This window comes from Bacillus pretiosus (assembly GCF_051294775.1).
In the GTDB taxonomy this organism is placed as follows: Bacteria; Bacillota; Bacilli; order Bacillales; family Bacillaceae_G; genus Bacillus_A; species Bacillus_A wiedmannii.
Genome location: NZ_JBPPHF010000002.1, coordinates 1,434,669 through 1,460,574 on the forward strand (window position 1 = coordinate 1,434,669; position 25,906 = coordinate 1,460,574).

General features: G+C 36.6%; 26 protein-coding genes, 1 pseudogene, 1 riboswitch and 1 other annotated feature. Of the genes and pseudogenes, 18 read left to right on the top strand and 9 right to left on the bottom strand.

Annotated features, from left to right (window positions below; genetic code table 11):
* Window positions 1-261: 261 nt before the first annotated feature.
* The 4 genes from ACSG5Z_RS15650 (at window position 262) to ACSG5Z_RS15665 (ending at window position 3,333) form a co-directional block, all read left to right on the top strand.
* Entirely contained in the window at window positions 262-669 is a 408-nt protein-coding gene (locus ACSG5Z_RS15650) for a MerR family transcriptional regulator (RefSeq protein WP_000285638.1), read from the top strand.
* A 121-nt stretch (window positions 670-790) separates the two neighbouring features.
* Window positions 791-2,119, top strand: coding sequence for a hemolysin family protein (locus tag ACSG5Z_RS15655; protein WP_046957914.1), 1,329 nt, complete (start codon window positions 791-793; stop codon window positions 2,117-2,119).
* Window positions 2,120-2,171: 52 nt separating this feature from the next.
* Window positions 2,172-2,585, top strand: coding sequence for an ATP synthase subunit I (locus tag ACSG5Z_RS15660; protein ID WP_048546511.1), 414 nt, complete (start codon window positions 2,172-2,174; stop codon window positions 2,583-2,585).
* A gap of 199 nt (window positions 2,586-2,784) precedes the next feature.
* Window positions 2,785-3,333, top strand: coding sequence for a DUF2179 domain-containing protein (locus ACSG5Z_RS15665; protein WP_048546510.1), 549 nt, complete (start codon window positions 2,785-2,787; stop codon window positions 3,331-3,333).
* A 96-nt stretch (window positions 3,334-3,429) separates the two neighbouring features.
* Here ACSG5Z_RS15665 and ACSG5Z_RS15670 read toward each other — a convergent pair whose 3' ends face one another.
* Window positions 3,430-3,657 (bottom strand): DUF3923 family protein, encoded by a 228-nt coding sequence (locus ACSG5Z_RS15670; RefSeq protein ID WP_087984131.1) that lies wholly within the window; start codon window positions 3,655-3,657, stop codon window positions 3,430-3,432.
* Window positions 3,658-3,733: 76 nt separating this feature from the next.
* Complete coding sequence (locus ACSG5Z_RS15675) at window positions 3,734-4,114, bottom strand: hypothetical protein (protein WP_116891904.1); 381 nt, start codon at window positions 4,112-4,114, stop codon at window positions 3,734-3,736.
* A 359-nt stretch (window positions 4,115-4,473) separates the two neighbouring features.
* Here ACSG5Z_RS15675 and ACSG5Z_RS15680 point away from each other — a divergent pair, with 359 nt between their 5' ends.
* Window positions 4,474-5,388 (top strand): tetratricopeptide repeat protein, encoded by a 915-nt coding sequence (locus tag ACSG5Z_RS15680; protein ID WP_435711710.1) that lies wholly within the window; start codon window positions 4,474-4,476, stop codon window positions 5,386-5,388.
* 82 nt (window positions 5,389-5,470) lie between these two features.
* On the opposite strand, the gene ACSG5Z_RS15685 is transcribed toward ACSG5Z_RS15680, so the two are convergent.
* Window positions 5,471-6,667 (bottom strand): MDR family MFS transporter, encoded by a 1,197-nt coding sequence (locus ACSG5Z_RS15685; protein ID WP_435711711.1) that lies wholly within the window; start codon window positions 6,665-6,667, stop codon window positions 5,471-5,473.
* A 112-nt stretch (window positions 6,668-6,779) separates the two neighbouring features.
* Between ACSG5Z_RS15685 and ACSG5Z_RS15690 the strand changes: the two genes are divergently transcribed.
* The 4 genes from ACSG5Z_RS15690 to ACSG5Z_RS15705 all read left to right on the top strand — a co-directional run bounded on the left by ACSG5Z_RS15690 (window position 6,780) and on the right by ACSG5Z_RS15705 (window position 13,238).
* Window positions 6,780-7,322, top strand: coding sequence for a CGNR zinc finger domain-containing protein (locus ACSG5Z_RS15690; RefSeq protein WP_435711712.1), 543 nt, complete (start codon window positions 6,780-6,782; stop codon window positions 7,320-7,322).
* A gap of 41 nt (window positions 7,323-7,363) precedes the next feature.
* The gene (locus tag ACSG5Z_RS15695; RefSeq protein ID WP_435711713.1) at window positions 7,364-8,119 is read left to right on the top strand and encodes a class I SAM-dependent methyltransferase; all 756 of its coding nucleotides are present in this window, start codon (window positions 7,364-7,366) and stop codon (window positions 8,117-8,119) included.
* A gap of 147 nt (window positions 8,120-8,266) precedes the next feature.
* Window positions 8,267-10,702: a collagen-like protein gene (locus ACSG5Z_RS15700; RefSeq protein ID WP_435711714.1), complete on the top strand. Its 2,436-nt coding sequence runs from the start codon at window positions 8,267-8,269 to the stop codon at window positions 10,700-10,702.
* A gap of 22 nt (window positions 10,703-10,724) precedes the next feature.
* Entirely contained in the window at window positions 10,725-13,238 is a 2,514-nt protein-coding gene (locus ACSG5Z_RS15705) for a BC_3345 family exosporium-associated protein (protein ID WP_435711715.1), read from the top strand.
* 54 nt (window positions 13,239-13,292) lie between these two features.
* Here the strand turns inward: ACSG5Z_RS15705 and ACSG5Z_RS15710 are convergent, their stop codons facing one another.
* Window positions 13,293-13,436, bottom strand: a complete 144-nt coding sequence (locus ACSG5Z_RS15710; RefSeq protein WP_000945246.1) for a hypothetical protein — start codon at window positions 13,434-13,436, stop codon at window positions 13,293-13,295.
* A gap of 96 nt (window positions 13,437-13,532) precedes the next feature.
* Window positions 13,533-13,675: riboswitch (cyclic di-AMP (ydaO/yuaA leader) on the bottom strand.
* Window positions 13,676-13,713: 38 nt separating this feature from the next.
* Complete coding sequence (locus tag ACSG5Z_RS15715) at window positions 13,714-14,175, bottom strand: GNAT family N-acetyltransferase (RefSeq protein WP_060487765.1); 462 nt, start codon at window positions 14,173-14,175, stop codon at window positions 13,714-13,716.
* A 136-nt stretch (window positions 14,176-14,311) separates the two neighbouring features.
* Here ACSG5Z_RS15715 and ACSG5Z_RS15720 point away from each other — a divergent pair, with 136 nt between their 5' ends.
* Window positions 14,312-14,560, top strand: a complete 249-nt coding sequence (locus tag ACSG5Z_RS15720; protein ID WP_000539721.1) for a GlsB/YeaQ/YmgE family stress response membrane protein — start codon at window positions 14,312-14,314, stop codon at window positions 14,558-14,560.
* A gap of 63 nt (window positions 14,561-14,623) precedes the next feature.
* Entirely contained in the window at window positions 14,624-15,745 is a 1,122-nt protein-coding gene (locus ACSG5Z_RS15725; RefSeq protein ID WP_048546503.1) for an AI-2E family transporter, read from the top strand.
* Window positions 15,746-15,820: 75 nt separating this feature from the next.
* On the opposite strand, the gene ACSG5Z_RS15730 is transcribed toward ACSG5Z_RS15725, so the two are convergent.
* Window positions 15,821-16,135 carry a hypothetical protein gene (locus ACSG5Z_RS15730; protein WP_088064057.1) on the bottom strand — a complete coding sequence of 105 codons (315 nt, stop codon included), beginning with the start codon at window positions 16,133-16,135 and terminating at the stop codon, window positions 15,821-15,823.
* A 152-nt stretch (window positions 16,136-16,287) separates the two neighbouring features.
* Window positions 16,288-16,496, top strand: a binding site (T-box leader).
* 5 nt (window positions 16,497-16,501) lie between these two features.
* On the opposite strand from ACSG5Z_RS15730, the gene ACSG5Z_RS15735 reads away from it, so the two are divergent.
* The 4 genes from ACSG5Z_RS15735 (at window position 16,502) to ACSG5Z_RS15750 (ending at window position 21,004) form a co-directional block, all read left to right on the top strand.
* Complete coding sequence (locus ACSG5Z_RS15735) at window positions 16,502-17,539, top strand: tryptophan--tRNA ligase (protein ID WP_262746023.1); 1,038 nt, start codon at window positions 16,502-16,504, stop codon at window positions 17,537-17,539.
* 78 nt (window positions 17,540-17,617) lie between these two features.
* Window positions 17,618-17,767 carry a hypothetical protein gene (locus tag ACSG5Z_RS15740; protein WP_087984140.1) on the top strand — a complete coding sequence of 50 codons (150 nt, stop codon included), beginning with the start codon at window positions 17,618-17,620 and terminating at the stop codon, window positions 17,765-17,767.
* Window positions 17,760-18,518, top strand: a complete 759-nt coding sequence (locus tag ACSG5Z_RS15745) for an ABC transporter ATP-binding protein (protein ID WP_088064055.1) — start codon at window positions 17,760-17,762, stop codon at window positions 18,516-18,518. The genes ACSG5Z_RS15740 and ACSG5Z_RS15745 overlap by 8 nt, the downstream gene beginning before the upstream one ends.
* A complete protein-coding gene (locus ACSG5Z_RS15750; RefSeq protein WP_435711716.1) occupies window positions 18,515-21,004 on the top strand; it encodes an FtsX-like permease family protein in 2,490 nt (829 codons plus the stop codon). Before ACSG5Z_RS15745 ends, ACSG5Z_RS15750 begins: the two co-directional genes overlap by 4 nt.
* Window positions 21,005-21,046: 42 nt before the next feature.
* On the opposite strand, the pseudogene ACSG5Z_RS15755 reads toward ACSG5Z_RS15750, so the two are convergent.
* A pseudogene (locus tag ACSG5Z_RS15755) lies at window positions 21,047-21,492 on the bottom strand (NUDIX hydrolase).
* Window positions 21,493-21,509: 17 nt separating this feature from the next.
* Window positions 21,510-22,349 carry a DUF2785 domain-containing protein gene (locus ACSG5Z_RS15760; protein WP_088081922.1) on the bottom strand — a complete coding sequence of 280 codons (840 nt, stop codon included), beginning with the start codon at window positions 22,347-22,349 and terminating at the stop codon, window positions 21,510-21,512.
* A 123-nt stretch (window positions 22,350-22,472) separates the two neighbouring features.
* On the opposite strand from ACSG5Z_RS15760, the gene ACSG5Z_RS15765 reads away from it, so the two are divergent.
* Together ACSG5Z_RS15765 and ACSG5Z_RS15770 are read left to right on the top strand one after the other, a co-directional pair.
* A complete protein-coding gene (locus ACSG5Z_RS15765) occupies window positions 22,473-23,195 on the top strand; it encodes a GNAT family N-acetyltransferase (RefSeq protein WP_435711717.1) in 723 nt (240 codons plus the stop codon).
* A 174-nt stretch (window positions 23,196-23,369) separates the two neighbouring features.
* Window positions 23,370-24,392: a tyrosine-protein phosphatase gene (locus tag ACSG5Z_RS15770; protein ID WP_435711718.1), complete on the top strand. Its 1,023-nt coding sequence runs from the start codon at window positions 23,370-23,372 to the stop codon at window positions 24,390-24,392.
* A 38-nt stretch (window positions 24,393-24,430) separates the two neighbouring features.
* Here ACSG5Z_RS15770 and ACSG5Z_RS15775 read toward each other — a convergent pair whose 3' ends face one another.
* Window positions 24,431-24,904 (bottom strand): DUF1648 domain-containing protein, encoded by a 474-nt coding sequence (locus ACSG5Z_RS15775; RefSeq protein WP_306298741.1) that lies wholly within the window; start codon window positions 24,902-24,904, stop codon window positions 24,431-24,433.
* Window positions 24,905-25,175: 271 nt separating this feature from the next.
* On the opposite strand from ACSG5Z_RS15775, the gene ACSG5Z_RS15780 reads away from it, so the two are divergent.
* Window positions 25,176-25,886 (top strand): YjjG family noncanonical pyrimidine nucleotidase, encoded by a 711-nt coding sequence (locus tag ACSG5Z_RS15780; RefSeq protein WP_435711719.1) that lies wholly within the window; start codon window positions 25,176-25,178, stop codon window positions 25,884-25,886.
* Window positions 25,887-25,906: the final 20 nt, after the last annotated feature.

The window sequence follows — 25,906 nt, forward strand, 5'->3', positions numbered from 1 at the left end:
TTCAATATTATTATCATATGTTTTAAATTAAGGAAGGTTGAAAGGAATGTGTGATTCCATTTTTACATTTTGGTATGGGCATATCGAAAAAACAGTAATCTAACTATATGGGTAGAGTTATAGAGTGTGAATATACTACATACCTAGATAGCATGTGGAATTTTGCATAAATTATGAATAATAAACCGTCACGTTTGACTGTACAGTTTATGTATTGTATGATGGTAGTAATATAAACAAGGGGGGAAGATCGTTGGGAAGGTGTATCGAATCGGACAGTTGGCTCTCATGGCTCACGTGTCGAAACGCACGATTGATTATTATACGAATCTAGGAATCTTAAAAGCGGAGCGATCTCAATCTAATTATCGCTATTACGATGAAACAGCATTTGAGACATTACAATTTATTGAGAAGTGCAAAGAAATGCATATGCCGCTTTGTGAGATTAAAGAGAAAATCGAGGAGAAGAAGAAGCTGCTCGGTATCAATGAACACGTTTCGAAACAAGTGAATGAAGTGACAGACCATATTCATCGATTAGAAGCAGAGTTAACGGAGTTAAAGCCGCTTTTAGATGGATTGACTGATTCACAACGTGAAAAAATATCGAAATCTTTATCTGGTCAAACGACAGCTTTAATACAGACACTTGTTCTATTATTATAGAAAAAAGTGAAATCCGACCTCTTTAATTTTTGTATCGGGCTATGTTTTCTAATGAACAAATAAGAAAACATTATAGTATACAGGAGGTGGACACCTTAGTTTTTTAAACTAAGGGGATTCATTGGAAATATTTAATTTAGTCATGGTTGCGATTTTAATCGCATTTACTGGATTTTTCGTAGCAGCAGAGTTTGCGATTGTAAAGGTACGTTCAAGTCGTATTGATCAGCTTGTTGCGGAAGGGAAACGCGGTGCTTTAGCAGCGAAAAAGGTAACAACAAATTTAGATGAATATTTATCTGCTTGTCAATTAGGTATTACAGTTACAGCTATGGGATTAGGTTGGTTAGGTGAACCGACAATTGAAAAGTTATTACACCCGTTATTTGAGAAATGGAACATAAATCCTTCTATCTCATCAGTATTAACATTTGGTCTTGCTTTTATGCTAATGACGTATCTACACGTTGTAGTAGGGGAATTAGCTCCGAAAACGATGGCAATTCAAAAGGCTGAACAAGTAACATTGTTATTGGCAGGTCCGTTAATGATGTTCTATAAAGTCATGTATCCATTTATTTGGGTATTAAACGGTTCAGCTCGTGTTGTAACTGGCTTATTCGGTTTAAAACCAGCTTCAGAACATGAAGTAGCTCATACAGAGGAAGAATTACGCCTTATCCTTTCAGATAGCTATGAAAGTGGCGAAATTAATCAGGCTGAATACAAGTATGTAAATAACATTTTTGAATTTGATAATCGTATTGCAAAAGAGATTATGGTACCGCGAACAGAAATCATTGGTTTCTACCTGGAAGATTCAGTAGAAGAACACATGAAAGTAATCCAAAATGAACGATACACACGTTATCCGATTTTTGGAGAAGATAAAGATGATATTATCGGTATGGTCAATGTAAAAGATTTCTTTATTCGATATATGAACAACGATAAAGAAGATTTATCATCGATTCGCACGTATATGCGTCCGATTATTGAAGTGATGGAAACAACTCCAATTCACGATTTATTACTTCAAATGCAGAAGAAGCGAATTCCGATGGCTGTTTTATATGATGAGTACGGAGGAACAGCCGGAATTGTAACGCTTGAAGATATCTTGGAGGAAATCGTCGGCGAAATTCGTGACGAATATGATGAAGATGAAGCACCACCAATTCAGCATGTAAATGAGCACCATAAAATCGTTGATGGAAAAGTGCTTATCTCCGAAGTGAAAGATTTATTTGGATTACACATTGAAGAAGATGATGTGGATACAATTGGTGGCTGGATTATGATGCAAAATCATGAAATTGAAGAAGGACAACACGTTGAGGCGGAAGGTTATGAATTTAAAGTGTTAGAAAAAGATGCTTACCAAATTAAACGTGTTGAAATTCGTAAGATGGAACAAGAGCAAGAAGAAGAGAAAGCAGCAACTGTGTAAGTTGCTGCTTTTCTTCTAAAGTATAAAAAATGTGAAATTAGGAGCGGATATTTTGATTCAAGCAGCCTTACGTGTATATCGATTACAATTGTATGCGATCTTTAGTGGTTTACTACTTATGTGGACGATTACTCCGTTTGGAAAACAAGTAACAGGGTTTGGTATCGGATTAGCTGTAAGTGCATATTGCCTTTGGTTATTGGCTCGCAGAGTGGAGAAACTCGGGAAAAGTATCGTAATGAAAGAAAAGGCTCCTGGATTAGGAGTTTTAAACCGATTTGCAGCAGCCATTTTAGGAGCTATTATTATGTATGAAATTGAGCATGAAATGGAAATGTGGGCATTCGGTACAGGCATTTTAGGTGGTCACTTTTTAATGATTGCGAATTTAGCTTATGCAAATGTGCAGTTAGTGAAAGAAGAAGAGAAGCAAAGAGAACAGGCTTCGAAAAACATAGAGCTATGATGAAAGGGACCTAATCGAGGTTCCTTTTTTAGTTTAGCGATAATATAAAAGGAATCAAATTAACGACAAATATAATACGCTTCTTTTTTACGTTTTTCAATAGTATGAAAAATAATAAAAAAAAATTAAAAAACCCATCGATTTCTAAAGGTTATGTATGTTATCATGACAAAAGACTTTTTGAAAGAGGTGGATACCAATGTTACAAGCGTTACTTATTTTTGTGCTTCAAATTATTTACGTTCCCATTTTAACAATCCGTACGATTTTGCTTGTAAAGAATCAAACAAGATCCGCTGCTGGTGTTGGATTGTTAGAAGGAGCTATTTACATTGTCAGTTTAGGTATTGTGTTTCAAGATTTATCAAATTGGAAGAACATCATTGCCTATGTCATTGGCTTTAGTGCGGGACTGTTATTAGGTGGTTATATAGAGAATAAATTAGCAATTGGTTATATTACGTATCAAGTTAGTTTACTAGACCGTTGTAATGAATTAGTAGATGAATTACGTCACTCTGGATTTGGCGTTACAGTATTTGAAGGCGAAGGTATTAATTCTATACGTTATCGCTTAGATATCGTAGCAAAGCGTTCTAGAGAAAAAGAACTGTTAGAAATTATTAATGAAATTGCACCAAAAGCGTTTATGTCTTCTTATGAAATCCGTTCATTTAAAGGCGGATATTTAACGAAGGCGATGAAGAAAAGAGCGTTAATGAAGAAGAAAGATGAACATGCATCGTAAAGAGAAGGGAGTTGTGCGGCTTTAAAAGCACTGCATAATCCCCATAGAAAAAAGAGAGGAATCTATATTGAAAAAGATGCCTCTCTTTTTTCTGCGTTATTTTTTTCTGCTTTTTCTCAGATTAACAAGTAACCATACAACTTGAATAATTAGTGGTAATATAAATGCAATTAATAAAACGATAAAGGCTATTAATTTCAGCTCAGGTGTTTGAGTAACACCAGTTCCATCAACCTCTCTTAGCCAAATGATAGCTGCCAATATCCCGAAAGTTATAATCCAAAATATGTTACCAATCCACCAATAAATCCATCTTCTTTTCATGCTAGCACCCCTTACATTTACCCTCTGTTAAAAGTGAATTTTCGTTTGTTACATTTATAATGAAATACCTATAAAATTAATTTTTTTTAACTGTATATCTAACTTGTTTAAACGTTACCATCTCTCCATCTTTATGATCATCTTGCGTTTGCAAAAGTTGAACTTTTGGTTTGTAATCTGTCCTATGAGCGTGCTCGATATCTTTAATGTTAACTTTGTAGGATTCGCCATTATTAATTTTTTGTTCCAATACTTTTTTATTGGCGACATAAATAAACGTCACTTTATTTTCATCAATGCCTTCAGTCTTAAATTCTAATTCGTTATCTTTTGTTGTAATAGTCGGTGTTAATAATTCAATACTGCCTTTTCCAGTTTCTAAAGAATTTTCTACTATAGTTGAACATCCGGATAATATGATTCCGATGAATAGAAGAGCACTTAATTTCTTTCTCATAACATCCCCCAATTTCAAGTGATTTTTGATTTTGGCATTGCTAGACTGCTAGTGTGGAACGTAACTGTTTAGCTAGCACTCTTTTTAATTGTACCATAATATGTAAATTTAAACAGGCTGTATATCCAATTTAAGGGGTTTGAACAGTTTACTTATTGTTTTAAATCAGTATCTTTCCAGTAGAATAGGTATATATTTTCTGTAGAAAGCAGTGTTGTTAAAATCATTACGAATTGGATACCCAACTATAGGATGACATGTAGACAGGAGAAAGAACTTATTTTTATGGGAATTACAATTTTTTCATATTAAAATAAAGATATGGAATAGATGAATTCATTCACTTCGGAGGTAGTTATTTGAATATTAACGAGAAGGCAATTGAAATGTTTGAACAAAATGAATATGTGGAAGCAATGGAACTGTTTCAACAAGCAGTACATGAATCTAGAGGTGTACAATCTCTCAATAATCTTGCTTGGATGTACTTTTATGAGGAAGAGAATGATGGTAAAGCTCTTGAATTAATAAAAGAAGCTGTTAAGTTGAATCCTTCCTTATACTTTCCTTATAACATCTTAGGGGAAATTTACATGAAACAAGAAAAGTGGGAAGAAGCGAAAGATGCATTACAAAAATCTATTTCGATTCAACCATCCGATGAAGCATGTCACAATGTAGCTGTAGCTCATTATAATCTTGGAGAGTTGGAAAAAGCTTCGGAATTTTTCTTGCGAGTTGCAGGGGATTCAGACATTATAATGTATAACTATGTAAAGTATTTAATTGATTTAGGGCGAAAAACAGAAGCGAAAGAGAAGTTGGATGCTTTTAACAGGAAATCTGATGATTTTGTAGGAGAAATTAATGTAGCAGATTTATATGTTGAGTTGAATTGCTATAAAGAAGCAATTGAATGGTTCGAAAAGGGATACAAAGAATACTGGAAAAGTCCCAATTGGATTGGTAGATTTGTTTATGCTCTATATAAAGCTAATAATTTCTCCCGTATAAATGAAGTTATACGGGAATCTATCGAAGTGAAGACAGCAGAAATAGAAGATGTTCAGAATGAAGAAGTAGAAGGGAATTGGACAGAAAACGATAAGAAAGAGTTAATTGAGGAATATATAGAAGAGAACAATTGTTATAAAAAAATGATAGAACGTATCGAATCTGGATATGTTCCAGGGTTAGAATTTGAAACTGATTATATAGGGGCTTGCTATTTATTTGGTTGTAAAAGACATAATCATCTTGAATATGAAGAATAAAAAAATTCGACTGTCACATATGATGGTCGAATTTTTTTATTATAGGCTGGTTGTCTAAAGGTCCCATCTCAATTGTAATGTGTTAAAGGTGTTTTGTATTATTACATAGGTATATATCTTCTTTAGGGAATCCTTTTTTTATATTTAAAATATGTAGTGAAATAAAACCAATAAGTCCTATTCCACCGAAAATAAGCCATGGTGTATACATTCCGCTTAAGTTGGCTGTAAAAGATGTACCGGTATAATTACCGATGATAAAACCAAATGCGAGTGATAGTTGATAAAATCCGAAGTAAGTAGCTGTATATGATTCGTTACTGTAATTTGCAATAGCAATATCAGCGTTAGGTAATACGAGTGTTTCGCCAATTGTAAATAAAATTACACAAATAAATAGCCAATATGGGTGTGGAAATAAAGGAATGAGTAAAAAAGAAAAACTCATTAATAAAACACCGTATTTAATAATCGAAAGTGTATTGTATTTATGAAATAGTTTACGAAATAATACCATAAATATGACGCCTGTTATTGCATTTATCGTAATAACGAGTGTAGCAAGCTGATTGCTATTACTAATGTTTTTCATATGAAGTGGAAGTGCGACAGTAAGCTGAGTAAACATAATATAGAAGAAAATCATGATAAATGAAAACAGAAGAAAAGGCTTGTTTTGTAAGATAGCCTGTATTCCAAATGTAATAGACGTGTTTTCAGTAGTGACTTGAAAGTGATTTTTAAGTAAGTAAAAGATAAAAGCGAATAACAGCATAAGTGATCCTGTTAGAGAGAAAGCATAGATGGGATTGAGTAAGAGTAAGAACCCTCCGGCAATTGGTCCAATTATTGCACCGCAATTAAAACTAAGGTTTAAATATGTAAATAAATTTTTTCTCATATGAGCTGGTTGTGAGCCGAATATGGCGCGCGCAGCAGGTTCGTAAAATGCAGTTCCGAAGCCAATAAGTGCAGAAGAAATAGAAATTGTATAGAAATCAGAGCATATTCCTAAAGCGATAAATCCGATTCCTCTTAAAAATAATCCGGCTATCATCATAATGATATAGCCTATTTTGTCAGCAATTAATCCTGAGAATAAAGGGATAACTCTTGATGTGATTGTCATAACTGTCAACACTGTTCCTACTTGGACAGCAGAAAAATGAAGAAAGCTTAATAGATAAATAGCTAAAAATGCGTATACTGCAAAATAGCCAAAAGACATAAAGAATGAAGAAATAAGCATGAAACGTATCGGTATTGAGAAACTTTTCATAGAACTCCTCCTAATGTTGTAACCAGTAAAATTATTTAATGGTTAACTAATTTATATTATAATTATACATAAAGTCAGAAAAAAGTAAATTTTAAGAAGAAGGTGGATGGAATTGAATCAAAATGCACCAAATGAATTAGAATATATTCGGGAATTTTTAAATACATGGAAAATACCAAACGATACGAGAGAGCCAATTGACATGCTGCAAACAGAAGAGGATATAAAGCTCTTTATGAAAGAATATTTTCATGAAGAGGTTCCAATCCATACGATAGAGGAATTAAAAAGTTTTCGAGAAGATATTCGGGTGGCAATTGAAGGCGGAAAATCATTGCAAAAATGGTTAGAGAAATACCCATTTCATGTACATGTAAAGGAAGATATGAAAGGTATTACATATGAGCCTGTGCACGAAGAGAATGTATATACAAAAGTATTAAGCGTGGTTTTAATGGCGATTCAAGAAAATTTGTGGGGAAGGTTAAAAGCATGCCCAGATTGTCGCTGGGTATTTTATGATCATTCGCGAAATGGAAGTAAAAGATGGTGCGGTATGTATGCTGGAGAAGCAGGAGGAAGAGCGTGCGGTACGATTGCGAAAGTGAAAAATTATCGAGCGAAGAGAAAAGGGAGATCGGGTTATAATGTGTAATTTATATTAGGGGAAGAAAATTGGATGGGGGAATGTAGAATATGAAAGGGACACAAATGTTAGCTTTAAATAAAAAGTGTTGGGATACAGTTGCACCATATTTCTTTCAAGTGGATTGTTTACCGAAATATGGTCCGTATACGGCGTCTGAAGATGAGATTCATATGTTCGATTCAATTAGAAATAAAAAGGTTCTTGATATTGGATGTGGAAGTGGGCATTCGTTGCAATATATGGCAGAACATGGGGCAGAGGAAGTATGGGGTCTTGATCTTTCAAGTGAACAAATTAAAACAGCAAATGAAACTTTAAAGTGTTGGAATCCAAAGTTAATATGTGGAGCAATGGAAGAAGAAGGAGATATTCCAAAAGGGTATTTTGATATTGTATATTCCATTTATGCATTAGGTTGGACTTCGAATTTAAGAAAAACGTTGGAACTAATTTATTCGTATGTAAAGCCAGGCGGAAGTTTTATTTTTAGCTGGGAGCACCCAGTATATTCAAACTTACAGTATGGTACAGAAGAAATTGCTTTAAAGTCTTCTTACCATGAGGAAACACCTATTACGTTTGAAACATTTAAAGGGGAAAATGTACAAGCGACATTATATAAGAGAAAAATAAGTACATACATAAATGAGTTAAATAGAGCGGGATTTACAATTGAGAGAATAGAAGAGCCTGGACCATCTAGCTCATTTGATGAAGAACGAGCTGAGCCGTCTACGAAATATTATTCTTTATATAAAGCTAGAATGGTGCCAACGACTTTTATTATTAAGGCGAGAAAGTAAAGTGCTTTATAAAAAGAAGCCTATCATTTTAAATAAATGAAATGATAGGCTTCTTTATTTTTTTAAAAATGAGTTCAGAGGTGTACTTTTCTTATAAAAATGCATTTCATATAAAAGGTGTAATTATTTTGGGGAAGGGGGATTGTTGTGCGTCATCATAGAAAGTGCAAAAAATTTGGAGTGGCACTGCCTCTTCCGCTTATAGGAGCAACGGGTCCTACTGGTAATAGTGGTCCAACTGGTCCAACTGGAGGGCATGAAGGTCCTGTCGGGCCTCCGGGAATCACTGGACCTATAGGAGCAACGGGTCCACAAGGCTCTCAAGGTATTCAAGGAATACAAGGTTCGCGAGGAACAACAGGAGCTCAAGGAATACAAGGTGCCATTGGTGATACTGGAGAGCCAGGAATTACAGGTCCAGTCGGCTTACAAGGTCCTCAAGGATTAATTGGAGAGCAAGGTCCTGTTGGCGATATTGGATTACAAGGACTAGAAGGAATACAAGGAATTACAGGCCCTGCTGGTAGTCAAGGTATACAAGGCATCCAAGGAATACAAGGAGAAATAGGCGAACGAGGACAAACGGGAGCACAAGGAATGCAAGGTGTGGTAGGTGAAGCTGGTATTACAGGTGTAACAGGTCCACAAGGTCCCCAAGGAGTGCAAGGAATTCAAGGGGAGGACGGAACTACAGGTATACAAGGAGAAGAAGGTCCACAAGGAATACAAGGAATTACTGGAGAGCAAGGGCACCAAGGTGATCAAGGGATACAAGGTGTAACTGGCCCTACAGGTTCTACTGGAATACAAGGACCTCAAGGTATAAGTGGAATAAAGGGGATAACAGGTGTAATAGGTCCTCAAGGTCCTCAAGGAATACAAGGGATACAAGGAGTAAGGGGATCCACAGGTTTTCAAGGACCAAAAGGAATACGAGGAATAACAGGAGCAACTGGGTCTACTGGTACACAAGGTGCAGAAGGTCCACCTGGAGGACCAACAGGAATAACCGGTCCAATTGGTCCCTCTAGTGGAGTGACTGGTCCATCTGGCCCGCCCGGTCCACCTGGGGGACCAACAGGTCCAACGGGTGAAACTGGTGAACGTGGTGTAACAGGGGGAACTGGTGCAATAGGAGCGCAAGGTTTACAAGGTATAACGGGTCCCACTGGTGCTCAAGGTGCAAGGGGAGCACAAGGTTCTCAAGGGATAATTGGTGTAGCTGGCGTACAAGGTGCACAAGGAATACAAGGAGTTCAAGGAATAACAGGAGCAACTGGCGCAGAAGGTCCCCAAGGAACTCAAGGTCCACAGGGAGAAATCGGTCCAACTGGTGCAGAAGGTCCTAAAGGTGTGCAAGGAATACAAGGGATAACAGGTCCAACAGGAGCACAAGGAATACAAGGGTTACAAGGAATAATCGGTCCCACAGGCACAACAGGAGCGGCTGGAGCCCAAGGTCCCCAAGGAATACGAGGGGAAACAGGAGCAGCTGGAGCACAAGGGATACAAGGTCCCCAAGGAATACGAGGGGAAACAGGAGCAGCTGGCGTTCAAGGAATACAAGGACCTCAAGGAATACAAGGGGAAATTGGATTAACTGGTGCTCAAGGTGCTCAAGGTCTTCAAGGAGTCCAAGGAATAATCGGTCCAACTGGTGCTATCGGTCTCCAAGGTCCTCAAGGAACACAAGGTATAGTAGGCCCAACAGGAGCGCAAGGTTCTCAAGGTATGCAAGGGATACAAGGAATAACAGGCCCGACAGGTGCACAAGGAATTAGAGGCCTTCAAGGGAATATAGGAGAAAGCGGGATAACAGGCCCACAAGGAGTGCAAGGGGCGCAAGGTATCGAGGGACCCGAAGGACCACAAGGAAATGTTGGGATTACGGGTGTAACTGGAGAAACAGGAGCGACCGGAGCAACAGGGGCGACCGGAGTACAAGGGATACAAGGCGTTCAAGGGATTATAGGGATACAAGGAAGTACAGGAAGTACAGGACCTACCGGAGCAACCGGAGTAACTGGAATACAAGGTACTCAAGGTATTCAAGGTTTGCAAGGCCCAACTGGAGTAAGTGGAATGACAGGCGTTAGTGGTAGTCAAGGGCCTATAGGTTTTTTAGGAATTGTAGGTGCAACAGGAGCGACTGGCTTACCTAGCGGTGGCGGTTATTTCTTTTCTACTTCAACGAGTGCAATTGCAGCGAATGCGTTAATACCAATCAATTCTGGATCTACAACTTTTGGTTCCGGTGTCAGTTTAACAAATGCAACAACTGTAACGTTAAGTACGCCGGGAATATATTTAGTAAGCTATTATTTTCAAGGTGATCCAAATGGGGGGAATGAAACGATTTCTGTGAGTCTTACTTTAAATGGAACGCAAGTCGCAGGGAGTTTTATTTTTTATGTTACAGGAGGTACTTTTGTATTAGAACCAGCGGTTTCGAATACGATGGTCATTAATGTTACTTCTTCAAATGCTACTTTATCTTTGCAAAATGGTCCATTAGCTATTGGGCATGTAACGACATTATCTGGAGTGATAACAGCTAGTTTAAATGTATTAAAAATAGTTTGACACGTTAGTTATAACGGGGGAGATGCTTGTGAGGGATCAAGATAAGTGTAGTAAGTTTCAAGCACCTATTCCTTTTCCGGCGTCAGGTATTACGGGGCCAACAGGTCCAACGGGTCCGACAGGTTCTTTAGGTGGACCGACTGGCCCGCAAGGAATACAAGGCGTACAAGGACCAATTGGTCCAACAGGTCCGACAGGAATTCAAGGAGTGCAAGGGGTGCAGGGAGAAATTGGCCCAACTGGTCCAACTGGCTTAACAGGACCACAAGGTGCTCAAGGTAGTCAAGGTCCGATGGGGGAACAAGGTCCACGGGGAATTCAAGGTGTTCAAGGTATACAAGGCGAAAGGGGTCCGACTGGTCCAATAGGTATTCAAGGGATACAAGGAATACCTGGACCGATGGGAGAAACAGGTCCAACCGGAATACAAGGTATACAAGGAGTGCAAGGAGAAATTGGTCTAACCGGCCCAACCGGAATACAAGGTATACAAGGAGTGCAAGGAGAAATCGGTCCAACTGGTCCAACTGGAAATACGGGTATACAAGGTGTTCAAGGTAATTTAGGGAGTAGTGGTTTACAAGGGGTAACAGGAATACAAGGCATTCAAGGGCCGATTGGTCCAACTGGTCCAACAGGTTCTCAAGGAATACAAGGTCCACAAGGGCCGATGGGACCAACAGGAGCAACTGGCATTCAAGGTTTACAAGGTCCACAAGGTGAGATGGGTCTAACCGGTCCAACCGGCTCTCAAGGAATTCAAGGGGTGCAAGGTGTAATAGGCCCAACAGGGGCAACTGGCTTGCAAGGAGATCCAGGTCCAACCGGCTCGACAGGTCAGGCGGGAGTAACAGGTCCAACTGGATCTGCAACAGGTCCAACAGGAGCAACGGGTCCAACAGGTCCACCAGGAGGCCCAACAGGTCCAACGGGTCCAGCAGGATCACCGGGAGGTCCAACAGGTCCGACTGGAGCAACAGGGGCAACAGGGGCGACCGGAGCAACAGGAGCGACTGGAATTCAAGGAGTGCAAGGAATACAGGGACCGACAGGGGCAACCGGTTTAACAGGTTTGCAAGGAGTACAGGGACCGATGGGGGTAACCGGTCCAACGGGTGATCAAGGTATTCAAGGTCCACAAGGAGTAATGGGAGCAACCGGTCCAATGGGTTTACAAGGTCTACAAGGAGTACAGGGACCGATAGGAGCAACAGGCCCAACCGGTCAACAAGGAGTGCAAGGGGCACAAGGTCCAATTGGGCAGGCAGGCCCGCAAGGAATACAAGGAATACAAGGTGAGCAAGGAGTAATGGGAGCAACTGGACCAACAGGCTTACAAGGTCTGCAAGGAATCCAAGGTCCACTCGGGGCAACCGGTCCTCAAGGTTTACAAGGAGTGCAAGGGATAAGTGGTATAACAGGTCCAACTGGTCCTCAAGGAATCCAAGGAATTCAAGGTCCACAAGGGGATATAGGTCCAACCGGTGCGACTGGAATACAAGGAGTGCAAGGTCCAGAGGGTCCAACTGGTCCAACGGGTGCAACAGGCCCGCAAGGAATTCAGGGAATACAAGGAATCCAGGGTCTAACCGGTCCACAGGGAATTCAAGGTCTGCAAGGAATTCAAGGTCCGATTGGTCCAACAGGCCCAACTGGACCTCAAGGCATACAAGGTATAACTGGCTCGACGGGTCCAACCGGAGCAACCGGAGCAACAGGTCCGACGGGAGTAACGGGCCCTCAAGGTCCTCAAGGAATCCAAGGCCCACAAGGAGTAACCGGACCAACGGGAGCGACTGGAGCGACTGGAGTAACGGGTCCACAAGGAATCCAAGGAATCCAAGGCCCACAGGGGATAACGGGTCCGACGGGAGCAACCGGAGTGACTGGAATAACAGGCCCACAAGGAATCCAAGGAATTCAAGGCCCACAAGGTGTGACGGGAGCAACCGGAGCAACCGGAGCAACTGGAGCGACTGGTGCAACAGGACCGACAGGAATCCAAGGAATCCAAGGAATAACAGGAGCAACAGGGGGAACGGGAATAACAGGCCCAACAGGTGCTACGGGCCCAACCGGCTTAACCGGAGCAACTGGATCGTCTGCTATATCAACAGGTGGCGGCTATTTCTTCTCTACCTCAACAAGTACAATTGCAGCAAATGCCAACATCCCAATTAATTCTGGATCCACTGTATATGGAACTGGTGTATCTTTAACTAGTGCTACAACTGTCACAGTATCCACACCAGGAATATATTTAGTAAGCTACTATTTCCAAGGGGACGCGACTGGTGGGAATGAGACAGTATCTGTTAGGTTGCTATTAAATGGAACACAAGTAACAGGGAGTTTCATACAAAATGTGACGACATCAACGGTAGTAATCGAACCTGCCATTTCAAATACGCTTCTTGTGAATGTAACGAGTGCTAATTCAACATTAATATTACAAAATGGCCCGTTAGGTGTAGGGCATGTGACCACTATAGCAGGTGCGATTACGGCAAGTTTAAATGTAGTGAGAATATTATAAGGAATATAAAAAACACAAGGAATGTCTGTATAGACACACCTTGTGTTTTTCTCTTTATCTTTTCGGTTGAAAAATATGCTGAAAGAAGTATTTGTGATGTAAGTTATCTACCACTTTATTTGCTTGATATGTGCGATGTTGTTCGAGTCGAAGTCTTTGCTCCATCATTTTTATTGCGTGATCAGATAAACGTAACATTATACATGTCTCCTTTTCTATAAATATAGGTGTCTATTGGTATCGATCCCATATTTATAATTAAGGAGGTACACTGTGTAACATAGGCAAAAAGCACCTTCCTCTCCCATTACGCTTACGAGGTTAGCTGTCGGACTCGGGAAGTGAGAGTTTCCCTACTTAAATAAGATTCGCCCCAAGTAGCATGGCTACAAAAATGGTTCCCCCGCTCCAAAATTTGGACTCAGCAAAAGGATTTATAAAGTAAAGGATAACATAAATAAATTGATGAGTCAAACTATTTTATGTTTTCTGATTTTTTGAGTGAGGTTAAAACCACTCCATCGGGTAATATAATATCATTTATTTTAATAAATCCATGTTTTTTATATAAAGACAGAGCAGGTGTATTTTCTTTCCCTGTTTGTACAATATATGTTTGTGAAGGGGAGAACATGTCAAATACATAAAGTAGTAGTTTTGTGGCGATGCCTTTATGAAAATGATCGGGGGATACTACTAAACGATGAATATCAACTTCCTCTTCATCCATTTTAAAAGAAATAAACCCAGCAAGTGTATCTTCATAAAAATAGCCGTAAAAAATTTCATCACATAATTGAATATCGGCTACAGTATCATAAAGACGAGGAATAGCCGTACTATTTATATATTTTGCTTCAATTTCATAAGCGGGTATTTGAATGTTTAAAATAGAAGTAGCGGTGTTGTGAGAAGTTGTTACTAATTTTTGAATCATAGGGTAAAACCTCCTTATAGACTTTATTTTCATAGATTTGACAAGATTTTTCTTTATTAGATATAATAATTATAATAGTTACATAACAATTTAGTATGAAAAAGAAATACACCATAATAGAAATGGAGGGCTAAAGATGGGATGGATTATCACATTAATAGTTGGTGCTATTATAGGTGCAATTGCAGGTTCTATAACGGGTAAAAATTTTCCGGGTGGTATGTTTGGAAATATTATCGCAGGTTTGTTAGGTGCTTCATTAGGTGGTAGACTATTTGGATCTTTTGGGCCATCATTTGGTGGGATTCATGTCGTGCCAGCATTATTAGGTGCAATCGTATTAATTCTTATTGTATCATTTGTAGTGAAAGCTGCAAGAAAATAAAGATATAGATCATGATGAGAAGCCCTGAATAAGGGCTTTTCATCATTCGAAGAGGTGGTTTCATTGGAGAAATTAAATATTAGAAAAAGAGATAAGTTGAAAAAGTTTTTTAGAGAACAAAATTATTTAGCGGTGTTACTCGGCTTTGCGTTATTGTTTATTAACATATTACTGCTAACGAAAATTTCTTTTGTTTTTACTCCGTTTATCGTCTTTTTAAAAACAATTTTCTTCCCCGTATTATTAGCGGGGGTGCTATTTTATATTTTGCATCCATTCGTTTCGCTTTTAGAAAAGAAAGGTGTTTCCAGAATCGTATCAATCGCTTCTATATATATAATAGTACTAGGATTATTTGTATTTTTAGTTGTAACAGTAATCCCGATTATTAAAGATCAAATTGATGCATTAATAGATAACTTACCGTATTTCGGTCATGAAATTGAACGAGCAGCACGTAGATTCGGGGAAAGTAATTTACTAGGCAAAATTCAAGAGAATTTAAATATTGATGTAGCGAGTATGGTAAAAGACTACACAGTTGATTTTACGAAGTCGCTATCATCAGTAACTGGAAATGTAACTGGATTTTTAAGTACTGTTACAGAGGTCGTTTTAACGTTTGTAATGGTTCCATTTATATTGTTCTATCTTTTAAAAGATGGTGAACAATTACCGAACCACTTTTTAAAGTTTATTTCAGAGCAAAGACAACCAGCAGCGATGAGAATACTAGATGATATGCATTATGCGATTAGCTCGTATATTAGAGGACAAATTATCGTTAGCTTGTTTATCGGTATTATGCTATTAATCGGTTACCTTATTATTGGTATTAAATATGCGGTATTACTCGCTATTTTAGCAATGATTGTAAACATCGTTCCGTACGTAGGACCAATCATTGCAATTACACCAGCATTAATTATCGCATTTATTGACTCGCCAGCAATGGTGTTAAAAGTAATTATCGTTATGATGGTCGTACAATTAGCAGAAGGTAAATTTATTTCTCCGCAAGTTATGGGAAAAAAGCTAGACATTCACCCAATTACTATCATTTTTATTATTTTAACTGCCGGAAATTTATTTGGAATTATGGGGATTATTTTAGCAATTCCAGGATATGCGATATTAAAAGTGTTAGTAACGCATAGTTATAGATTTGTTAAGTTGAATACGTAAAAAAAGAGCTAAAACAGATAAAACTGTTTTAGCCCTTTTTTTATTTATACTCTTGTTGAAGTAAACAAATAAACCTTATGCGTAGGCTTTTAATTCAATGATAGGTAGATTGCTTTCCTTTAGTTTGTAATCAAATATTAAATCGTCCATGCGAAAATTAGCATCTACTTCAAGAGAAATGAAGGTACCCCCGATTTCTACTTGATTTCCGTTCTCATTTTCAAAAGTGAGCGCACCGTCAAATGTTTCTATGTACTCATCGCAGGTGTATAAATATATTGCGATAGGTGTGAAATGTATAATTACCCCTAAAGTATCATCGTGACTATTATCATCGTTCTTAAATACATCAATCTTAAACGTATCATTCTTTTTAGTAAACCAACCCATGACATCACCTCGTTTTTGTATTACAAATCAATTCTATATATATTGATTATATATCGTTCGGAATAAATTGGTAATAACTATTGTTAAAACTTAATAAAAATAGAAAATTCAGTTTTGAGAGAACGAGAAATGTGATAAACTGTAAAAAATAACGAAAAGCAATGAAAGAGAAGAGTACATATTCAAAACTTTGCAGAGAGCTGATATGTGGTGGAAATCAGTAAGGGATGAATATGGAATGGGCTCCGGAGCTTCTAGCTGAAATGAGTAGGCAAAGACGGTTACTTCACGTTACGAAGTTGAAGCGAGCTATTAATGATAGCTAATGAAGGTGGTACCGCGGGAGTCTCTCGTCCTTTTTATAGGATGAGGGGCTCTTTTTATTTTAAGGAAGGAGGAGTTAGGGTGAGCGAAAAAATAATGTTAACAGGAATTAAGCCGACAGGTTATCCTCATTTAGGAAATTATATTGGTGCGATTAAACCTGCATTACAAATGTCAAAGAAGAATGAAGGAAAAGCATTGTATTTTATAGCAGATTATCATGCGTTAAATGCTGTTCATAATCCAAGTCAGTTTAGTAGTTATACGAAAGAGGTAGCAGCTACTTGGTTATCACTTGGACTTGGAGAAGATGTTATTTTTTACCGACAAACAGAAGTGCCGGAGATTCTAGAATTAGCTTGGATATTAGCTTGCCTAACTCCGAAAGGGATTATGAACCGTGCCCATGCGTATAAAGCGAAGGTGGAGCAAAATAAAGAAGCGGGTTTAGAGGTAGATGCAGGCGTGAATATGGGATTATATACGTATCCGATTTTAATGGCAGCTGACATCTTACTATTTCAAGCTACTCATGTGCCAGTAGGGAAAGACCAAATTCAGCATATTGAAATCGCGCGTGATATTGCAACGTATTTTAATCATACATTTGGTATGACATTTACGCTTCCGGAGTATGTCATACAAGAAGAGGGTGCCATTTTACCTGGTCTTGATGGAAGGAAGATGAGTAAAAGTTATGGAAATGTGATCCCATTATTTACAGAGCAAGAAAAACTACGAAAATTAATATTTAAAATCAAAACAGATTCTTCACTTCCAAATGAACCGAAAGAACTAGAAACGTTATTTATGATATATAAAGAATTTGCGACAGAAGATGAAATACAGTCGATGCGCGAAAAGTATGAAACTGGAATCGGATGGGGCGATGTGAAAAAAGAGTTGTTTCGCGTTGTAGACCGTGAATTAGCTGGACCTCGTGAGAAATACGCTCTGTATATGAATGAGCCAAGTTTATTATATGAAGCGTTAGAAAAAGGTGCTGAGCGGGCGCGTACTATTGCGAAGGTAAATTTAGCAGAAATTAAAAAACGGATTGGGTTTGAGAGGGAACGCTGAGCGTTCCCTTGTTTTTTTTATAAAAAAATCGAACGAAATTTAAATTTGTTACCAATATAGAGTGAGGGAGGGATAGAAATGGTTACAATTCTCCAATTAAAAATGTTGCTAGTTCAAATAGGAACAGAAATTGTACCACCTAGTAATTTAAAAGAAAAAATTTTAATTCAAGTTAATCTGATGGAGGAAGTAACATTTAATCATGTTGAGGTGAATAAAGATGAGTGAAATTGTGTTAGCAGTTCAAGGTTTAAGTAAGACTTATGAGAGTGTAGATACAAATGTTAGAGCTTTACAAAATGTATCTTTGGAGTTAAATAAAGGAGAACTCCTTGCTGTAATGGGAACGAGTGGGTCTGGGAAGAGTACATTGCTTAACATACTTGGTGCTTTAGACAAACCTGATGAGGGAGTCGTATATGTAAATGGTGAAGTCCCTAAAAATATGTTTGTTGAACCATATGCAACGGAGTACAGGCGGGATAACATAGGATTTATATTTCAGTCATTTCATTTATTAAAGGATTTATCTGTAGAAGAAAATATTGCGTTACCCCTCATATTATCAACTGATTCAGAAGAGGAGATACGAGAAAAAACAAATAAAATATTAGATGTTCTTGGTTTAGTAAATTGGAGAAATCATCGACCAGTTCAGCTTTCTGGGGGACAACAACAGCGTGTTGCAATTGGTAGGGCATTAATAACATCTCCTCCAATTGTTCTTGCAGATGAACCTACTGGAAATTTAGATTTCAATACGTCTAATGATATTTTACGAGTACTAGTCGATATGAAACAAAAATTTAATCAAAGTATGATTCTTGTTACTCATGATCCTCACATTGCTACGTATGCAGATCGGGTTCTCTTCTTTCATAATGGAGAAGTTGTTGATGATTATACGTGTTCTCATGGAGTAAATGATATGAATATTATTTTAGATAAATTTAAAAAATTAATGGAGAAATCAAAATGATAAAATCAGTACGAGGATTAGGTTTACGCTTTTTTAAGATGAATAAATTTACTGCTATTTCCTCTATAGTTAGCGTTATGTTGGCTGTTTCTCTAATTGTTACGATGATTGTATTTTCGAGTCATGCGAAACAGTCTGTTATAAATGAAGTTAAAAGTTTATATGGAGATATGGATTTATCTGTTGGATATAACCCTGATCAAAATAAATTGATGGATAAATCTTTACTACAAAATATTAAGGAACAAGAAAATATTGAATACATGTCAAAAGTATTGGTAAATCATTTTCAAGTGGATAAATTGAATACAACTATTTATACAGTAGGTGTTCAAAATGATTCGTTATCTAAAAGTCGATATCACTTCTCTAAAAATCTATCAAATGAAGAAGTAACATTAAATGATGGATTAGCGGAAACTTTACAAGTAAAAGTTGGGGAAAAGGTTGAAATAGAAAATAAATTCTATGTAGTAAAAGAAGTTTTACCTGATATAGAAGCTGGAGGTTCAGCTCCAGACATACTCGTTTTATCGGAAGGTGCGGTGAAACAGCACGTATATGAAAAAACGGGTAAACACAATGAGGCTACTTATGTGTTGATAAAAGCAAAAGAGAATGCAGATGTACTAGCATTGTCTAGTCAAATTCATAAAATAGACAAAGAATTAAGAATCGATATTGCGGAGGAAGACGAGTTTTTAAAAAGTAACTTAGTGTCATTACATATTTTTATAGTTATTGTATCTGTATTAATACTTATTATTACATCGTTATTATTAATGTCTAATTTTGAAGTGTTTTTATATAAATATAAAAGTCAATTTGCTATTATGCGATCAATGGGAGCAACAACGAAACAAATGTTTAAAGTTATATTTATTCAATGTAGTGTAATTAATTTCTTTGGTGGAATATTTGGTTTGTTACTAGCTGTAATAAGTAACCGTTTTTTACAAAGTTGGCTAGAGCATGTATTTGCTTTTCAAATTAATACAATGAGTTTCGACTATGAAATAGCAATTGTAACAATGATTTGTAGTATCTTTTTTATTGAATTGTTTATGTTATATCCTTCATACAGAAGTTCGAAAATATTGCCAGTAAAGCTTATGCGCGAAAATGAGGAATCCGACTTTTCTAATAAAAAAACACGCAGTATGATGGGGAAATTCCTTTTAATTAGTAGCATATTTTTAACTGTTTTAGGTGGATTTGTAGCAAATACGGGAGATACGCAGGCGATAGTGATATTAATAGGGTCTATATTTCTTGTTTTAGGGGTGTATATATTATTTCCTATTTATCTTTCTTCGATATTAATAGCATGTCTACCTATAATGAAAAAAATATTTGGAAGGAATACATTTGTTGCTATTAAAAATGTAATTCCGCAAGTAAGGAAAAATACATTTGTTATCTTAATGATAAGTACAATGATGGTGATAGTTGTCTTCGGATCCACTATATTTAAAACGATGCAAAAAAATAATGAAAGATATTTAAAACGAGAATTTCCAACACATATTGTTGTAGAAAATCGTTTGAATAATGATTCAACAATTTCCTCACCTCATATACAAAATATATTTAAAGAAATAAGTAGTGTAGAAGGAGCTAGTACAATTAGTACGAACTCACTTGCAGAATTAAAGCAAGGTGAAAAATATATTACTTTTGACTATAATTTAGGTGATTTGAAAGAAATGGAAAAGCAAGGATTACTGCCAGAAGTACCTGCGAATTTGGAGAATAGTATAATTATTACCGAAGAGTTAGCAGAGCGGTATAAACTTCATGTAGGTGATAGCGTTCAATTGGGTCTATTTTCAGAACAGGAACAAAAAGTTAGACCGACTAGTAAGGTGGAAATTGGGTTAATTGTTAATGAGCTACCGAATTCTCCTGCGGTACTTATGGATTGGAGTAATGTAACATATAAACAAGATTATACAGTTTTTGAGCGTGCATTTATTAGTTCAAATAATGAGAGAGAGACGTTGGAGCAATTAAAGGAATTAAAAGGTCAATATCCACAATTAAAAATAAGTAGTTATACCCAATCGTTAAAACAATCTAATTTAATGTTTCAGCAAAGATGGTCCATCTTCATTGTTGTTATTATAGTAATTTTGTTAAGTGTAACATTAGGGGTATGTAATACACTTATAAATAATATTCAATCTAAAAGAAAAGAGTTTGCCATTTTACGAGCAATAATAGTTAAGAAAAAGGGGATTTTACAAGTTATTTTGACGCAAGTTATATTATATGTACTTATTGGAATAGTGCTAGGCGTTGTGATAGGAACATTATTAACCTATATGGTAAGTATAATAGATCGTACACCTTTATTTTTTAATTTCAAACTTATCGTAACGGTAATAGCGGGGATGTTTGGAATAGTCCTTATTATTTTTCTACCTTTTGCTAATAGAATAGGAAAAAGGGATATTGTACAAGAGTTAAATAAGGATAATAAATAAAAATATAGTCAAGGTGAATCTCATCTTGACTATATTAATGGTTCAATTCGAATTCTGAAAGTCAGTAACAATCCTCTCAATAACAGAAGAAAGATTACTAGGTAACTCATCTAGCGGAAAGAAGCGTAGTTCTTTCGATTCCGTTTGGTCGCATACAAGTTCGCCATTGAATTCGCGGCAAATATAAACAACGAGTACACCGTGTACTTGATTGCCGTTTGGATAGATTTGAAAGAAATCTGGTCCTGAGTATGTACGGAAACTGGATTTTTAATAATAAGTCCAGTTTCCTCATATACTTCTCGCTTTAAAGCGTCTTCTAACGTTTCGTTATATTCTAAGGCGCCGCCAATAATGCCCCAGCGGTTAAAATCTGTACGTAGCTGCAGTAATATTTCATTTTTCTCATTTAATATAATGGCGTGTGAACCTATTAAAATAAGTGGATGGTTTCCTACTAAATTTCTCATGTCTTCAATATAACCCATGTTATTTCTCCTTGCTTTTAATAATAGTTAGGAAGTTCTTTTAACATTCTTTCTGTTTTACGTGCTGTATAGGCTAAGTTATGATCATCTTTCGTTCTGAAAAATAATGTGCGTAAAAAGGTTTTAATGTTGGCACATAATATACAATACTCATTAAGCGAAAGGCGTTTTCTAATTTGAGGAAGCCTTTTTATTTTTTTATAAATAATTGAAATTAACTCATCTTGCGGAAAATCATGATATAGCATCGATAGTAACGGTGTAACAATTCGTTCATCTTCATTATTATGAAAAAGGTCAGATGGAATGAAGATTTTATTCAATAAACAATGAATTAATTCTTCATACCACTCAAAAGTCGTATAGGAATTGTGAACAATTTCAGTAAAGGCATCAGATACGTGGGCAAGACAATGAGCCCATCCTTTATTTTCAATATAGCCTCGGAAATCTGTTTCTAAGTTTGTGTATGTAATGAGTTTGTTTTTTATTTCTTCGATATCCTCTTCTGTAAAAAAGTAGTGCGAGTTAGCGAATTGGAGTATTAACGCAAGTAACGAAACAGTATAAGAACGTGTGAAAACCCCATCTGTATGCGGGGAGTAAATGTCACAATATAAATACTCATCACTTAAACAAGTTTGTAAAAGTAATTTCAGCTGATCATCCATAAGGAATTCATGATGAATGAAATGTGCAAAACATTTATATATAAGTTGGTAACGAACGTAACTATCAGTCGTTCCGATATACTGAAGCATGTTGAGTGTTAACTCATTTATATCTATATGTTGCAGTTGCGTATAGTCATTTTGTTGTATAAGCTCTAACTGTTGTTGTAACGTTGTAATATCCAATGGAGAACCTCCTCCGCACTTTAAAGATGCGATGTTTTCTAGTATTCTATATATTCAAGGACAATCCTGCTCATGCAAGGAGAACAAGTAGAAATTCGAGTATGACATAGATGAGGGAAGTATATGATGACTATAGAACAGTTAGAAAAACATTTTAAAATAAGAAGAAATGCTTCTTCTATTATGATAAAAGAAAATAATGCAGAGCTTTTTACAGAAGAGCAATTAGAAGAAATAGTGCAGTATTGCGTTGCTGAGGCTGAAAAAGAGGGAATAGAAAACTTACATTTTGAAATTTCTTCAAAAAGCCCAAATTATGATGTATATAAGAAATCTTTCGAAACGTATTCATTTGAATATGCTACTGAAAACATGATTGTATTTAAGGATATATATGAAGTAGAAGGTGTCGAAAGTGAGATTGATTTTAAGCTTATTGAAGAGATAGGCGAAGACGCTTTTTATTCACTGTGGAATGAAGTGACGGGAGAACAAATCGATTATGATCACTTTGTACATATGATGCTACAAGAAATTGGTGAGCAATGGAAAGAGCATTGTTTAACAGCGAGTGTCGATGAAGAGCCGGTAGGAATTGTAATCCCACATATTGAGAGTGGTACGTTAGAAGAAGGAAAACTAATGTATTTCGCAGTTGCTCCAAATATGCGAAATAAAGGGTATGAAGCAGCGTTCTTTACAGGGGCAATGTTTGTCTTAAAAGAAATAGGCGCATCTTATTATATTGACGAGACAAATGTACAAAATGAGTGGATGAAGGATGTTTTTGAAAAGAATGGATGTCAGTTATTAAGTTGTACTGAGCGATATGTGAGAAGGTTTTAGGAGGGGGAAAAGGTTCTTGAACTTGTTTAACGGGAATCCGTGTACAAATTTTGAACAAGTAAAAGAACTTCTAGCCTGTTTGTAAGATAAAAAGAAAAATGAGAACGACAAAATAGATATTCCTATAATACAATAGAGAAAGATTCGATTATACGAGAAAGTGTTGGTGAAAGAATGGAGCAGCAAAGAAATTGGTTACAAGCAACTGTAGAAAGAAATGAAGACAATACGTTATATATAAAGTGGGAAAATAATATAGAAGAAGTTCGCATTTACTGGAGTACTTCACCAGAGCATATTGAAGAAACGGGAGAATTACTTGCAACGGTAAATGGAGAATCATCATGTACAGTTCAAAACCCGAGTGAAACTGAACGTCCATATTTTAGACTAGTAGGAAGTAATGGACAAGCAGTGACAGTAGCTGAGCGTAGATTGCCATTACAAGGCGCGTTTAACTTCCGTGATATGGGAGGATATGAAACGACTGAAGGCCGTAAAGTAAAATGGGGCAAGTTGTACCGTTCTGAAGAATTAGCAGGACTAACAGAGTGGGATATAGACTATTTACAAAAGTCTGGCTTAAAGTTAATTTGTGACTACCGTACAGATTTTGAAGTGAAGCATAAGCCGAATCCAGAGATTACGGGTGCTCGTCAAGTGTGCTTACCAGTTATGCAAGACTTGGCAAAAGACTTGAACATAAATGAATTTTTCCAAGTTGGTGACCTTTCTATGTTAGGGAAACCAGGCGAGTATCTTGTGAAAATGAATCAAGATTTCGTAAGTGGTAATGAAGCATTCGTGAGCTTCTTAAACTTAGCACAAAACCCAGAAAACTTACCGTTAGTAAACCACTGTACAGCTGGAAAAGACCGTACTGGATTCGGATCAGCACTATTATTACTTTTACTAGGTGTACCGGAAAAAACAGTAATGGAAGACTATTTACTAAGTAACGGCTTCCGTGAAAAATTAAATGAAAAAATGATGGCTTTTTTAGGTGCAAAACTTCAAAACGATGAAAGTAGAGCGATATTAGGTGCAATGTTTGAAGCGCGCGCTGAATATTTACAAGCTGCGATTGATGAAGTGAAAAAGCAATACGGTTCAGTTGAAGCGTATGCTGAAAAAGCACTTGGCTATACGAAAGAGTCGTTAGAAGACATGAAAGTGTTATTGCTAGAGGATAAATAATGAGGAGGGAGGCTAATTGTATTAGCCTCCTGTTTCTATTATGAAATTTTTCGTTGTCTTATTATTCCTATGACAATTGGAATAACTGTCCCAATTAACAATATCGGTAAAAATAATTTTCCGAAACCGCCGCTCCAATCTAAAGCTATTGAAATTGTTTCAAATTGGATGAAAGCAAAAATAAGTAAACAGACATTTTTTAATTGATTAAGCATTTTTCTGCTATTTAAATAAAACAGCGGAGCATTCGATTCATTCAGTCTTTGTGGGTAGTTATGAACTTCTGGAAACTTTTCTAAAGTTTGCATTAAAAGGAGTATGAATGCCCCAATTCCTGGTAGAAGCAAAAGTTGCCACTTTGATCCCCAGCGATCTACAGCCCCATATGCGTTATAATGTGTGGGTACTTCCTCGGGTAATCTTCCCCAAATGATAATCAAAAAAATGATTGATCCAAAGAATAATGAATATCCAATGATATCTCCAACCCATTCACTTTTTGTTTTTGGGATTTGTATTTTAGGTCTTCCCCATGAATTTACTATGTCTTTCCGCCCCTTTCTATTCCTGTATTCCCTTTTTTAAAATTGGATTCATTATCCAAATTATCTCAAATTTATAGTATTTTCACAATTAATTATTTTTGAATAACATGATTCGTGTGTCTGAAACAACTTTAAGATTGCTGTACAGCTATTATTCGTAAAGGAAAAAAGTTCGACTTAAGAGACGATTAATGAGAAAATACAAGTTGTAAATAACGTACTAGTTGAGGAGAGCATAATGAAATACAAAGTTATATTATTCGACGTAGATGATACATTATTAGATTTTCCTGAGACGGAAAGAAACGCATTACATAACGCGTTTGTACAGTTTGGCATGCCTACAGGGTATGATGATTATCTTGCAAGTTATAAAGAGATTAGTAATGGATTATGGAGAGATTTAGAAAATAAAATGATTACACTAAGTGAATTAGCGGTAGATCGATTTAGACAATTATTTGCACTGCATAATATAGAAGTAGATGCGCAGCAATTTAGTGATGTATACCTTGAAAACTTAGGGAAAGAAGTACATCTTATAGAAGGTGCAGTACAATTATGTGAGAAACTACAAGATTGCAAGTTAGGTATTATTACGAATGGATATACGAAGGTGCAACAATCGAGAATTGGAAATTCGCCTTTATGTAACTTCTTTGATCATATTATTATTTCAGAAGAGGTTGGTCATCAAAAACCAGCGTGTGAGATTTTTGATTATGCATTTGAGAAGTTTGGGATTACTGATAAATCAAGTGTACTAATGGTCGGAGATTCGCTAACTTCTGATATGAAAGGCGGAGAAGATTACGGCATTGATACGTGTTGGTATAATCCAAGTTTGAAAGAAAATAAGACAGATGTTAAGCCGACTTATGAAGTGGAGAGCCTGCTACAAATTTTAGAAATTGTGGAAGTGGCGGAAGAAAAGGTAGTTTCATTTTAATCGTGTCGATATAATTTGAG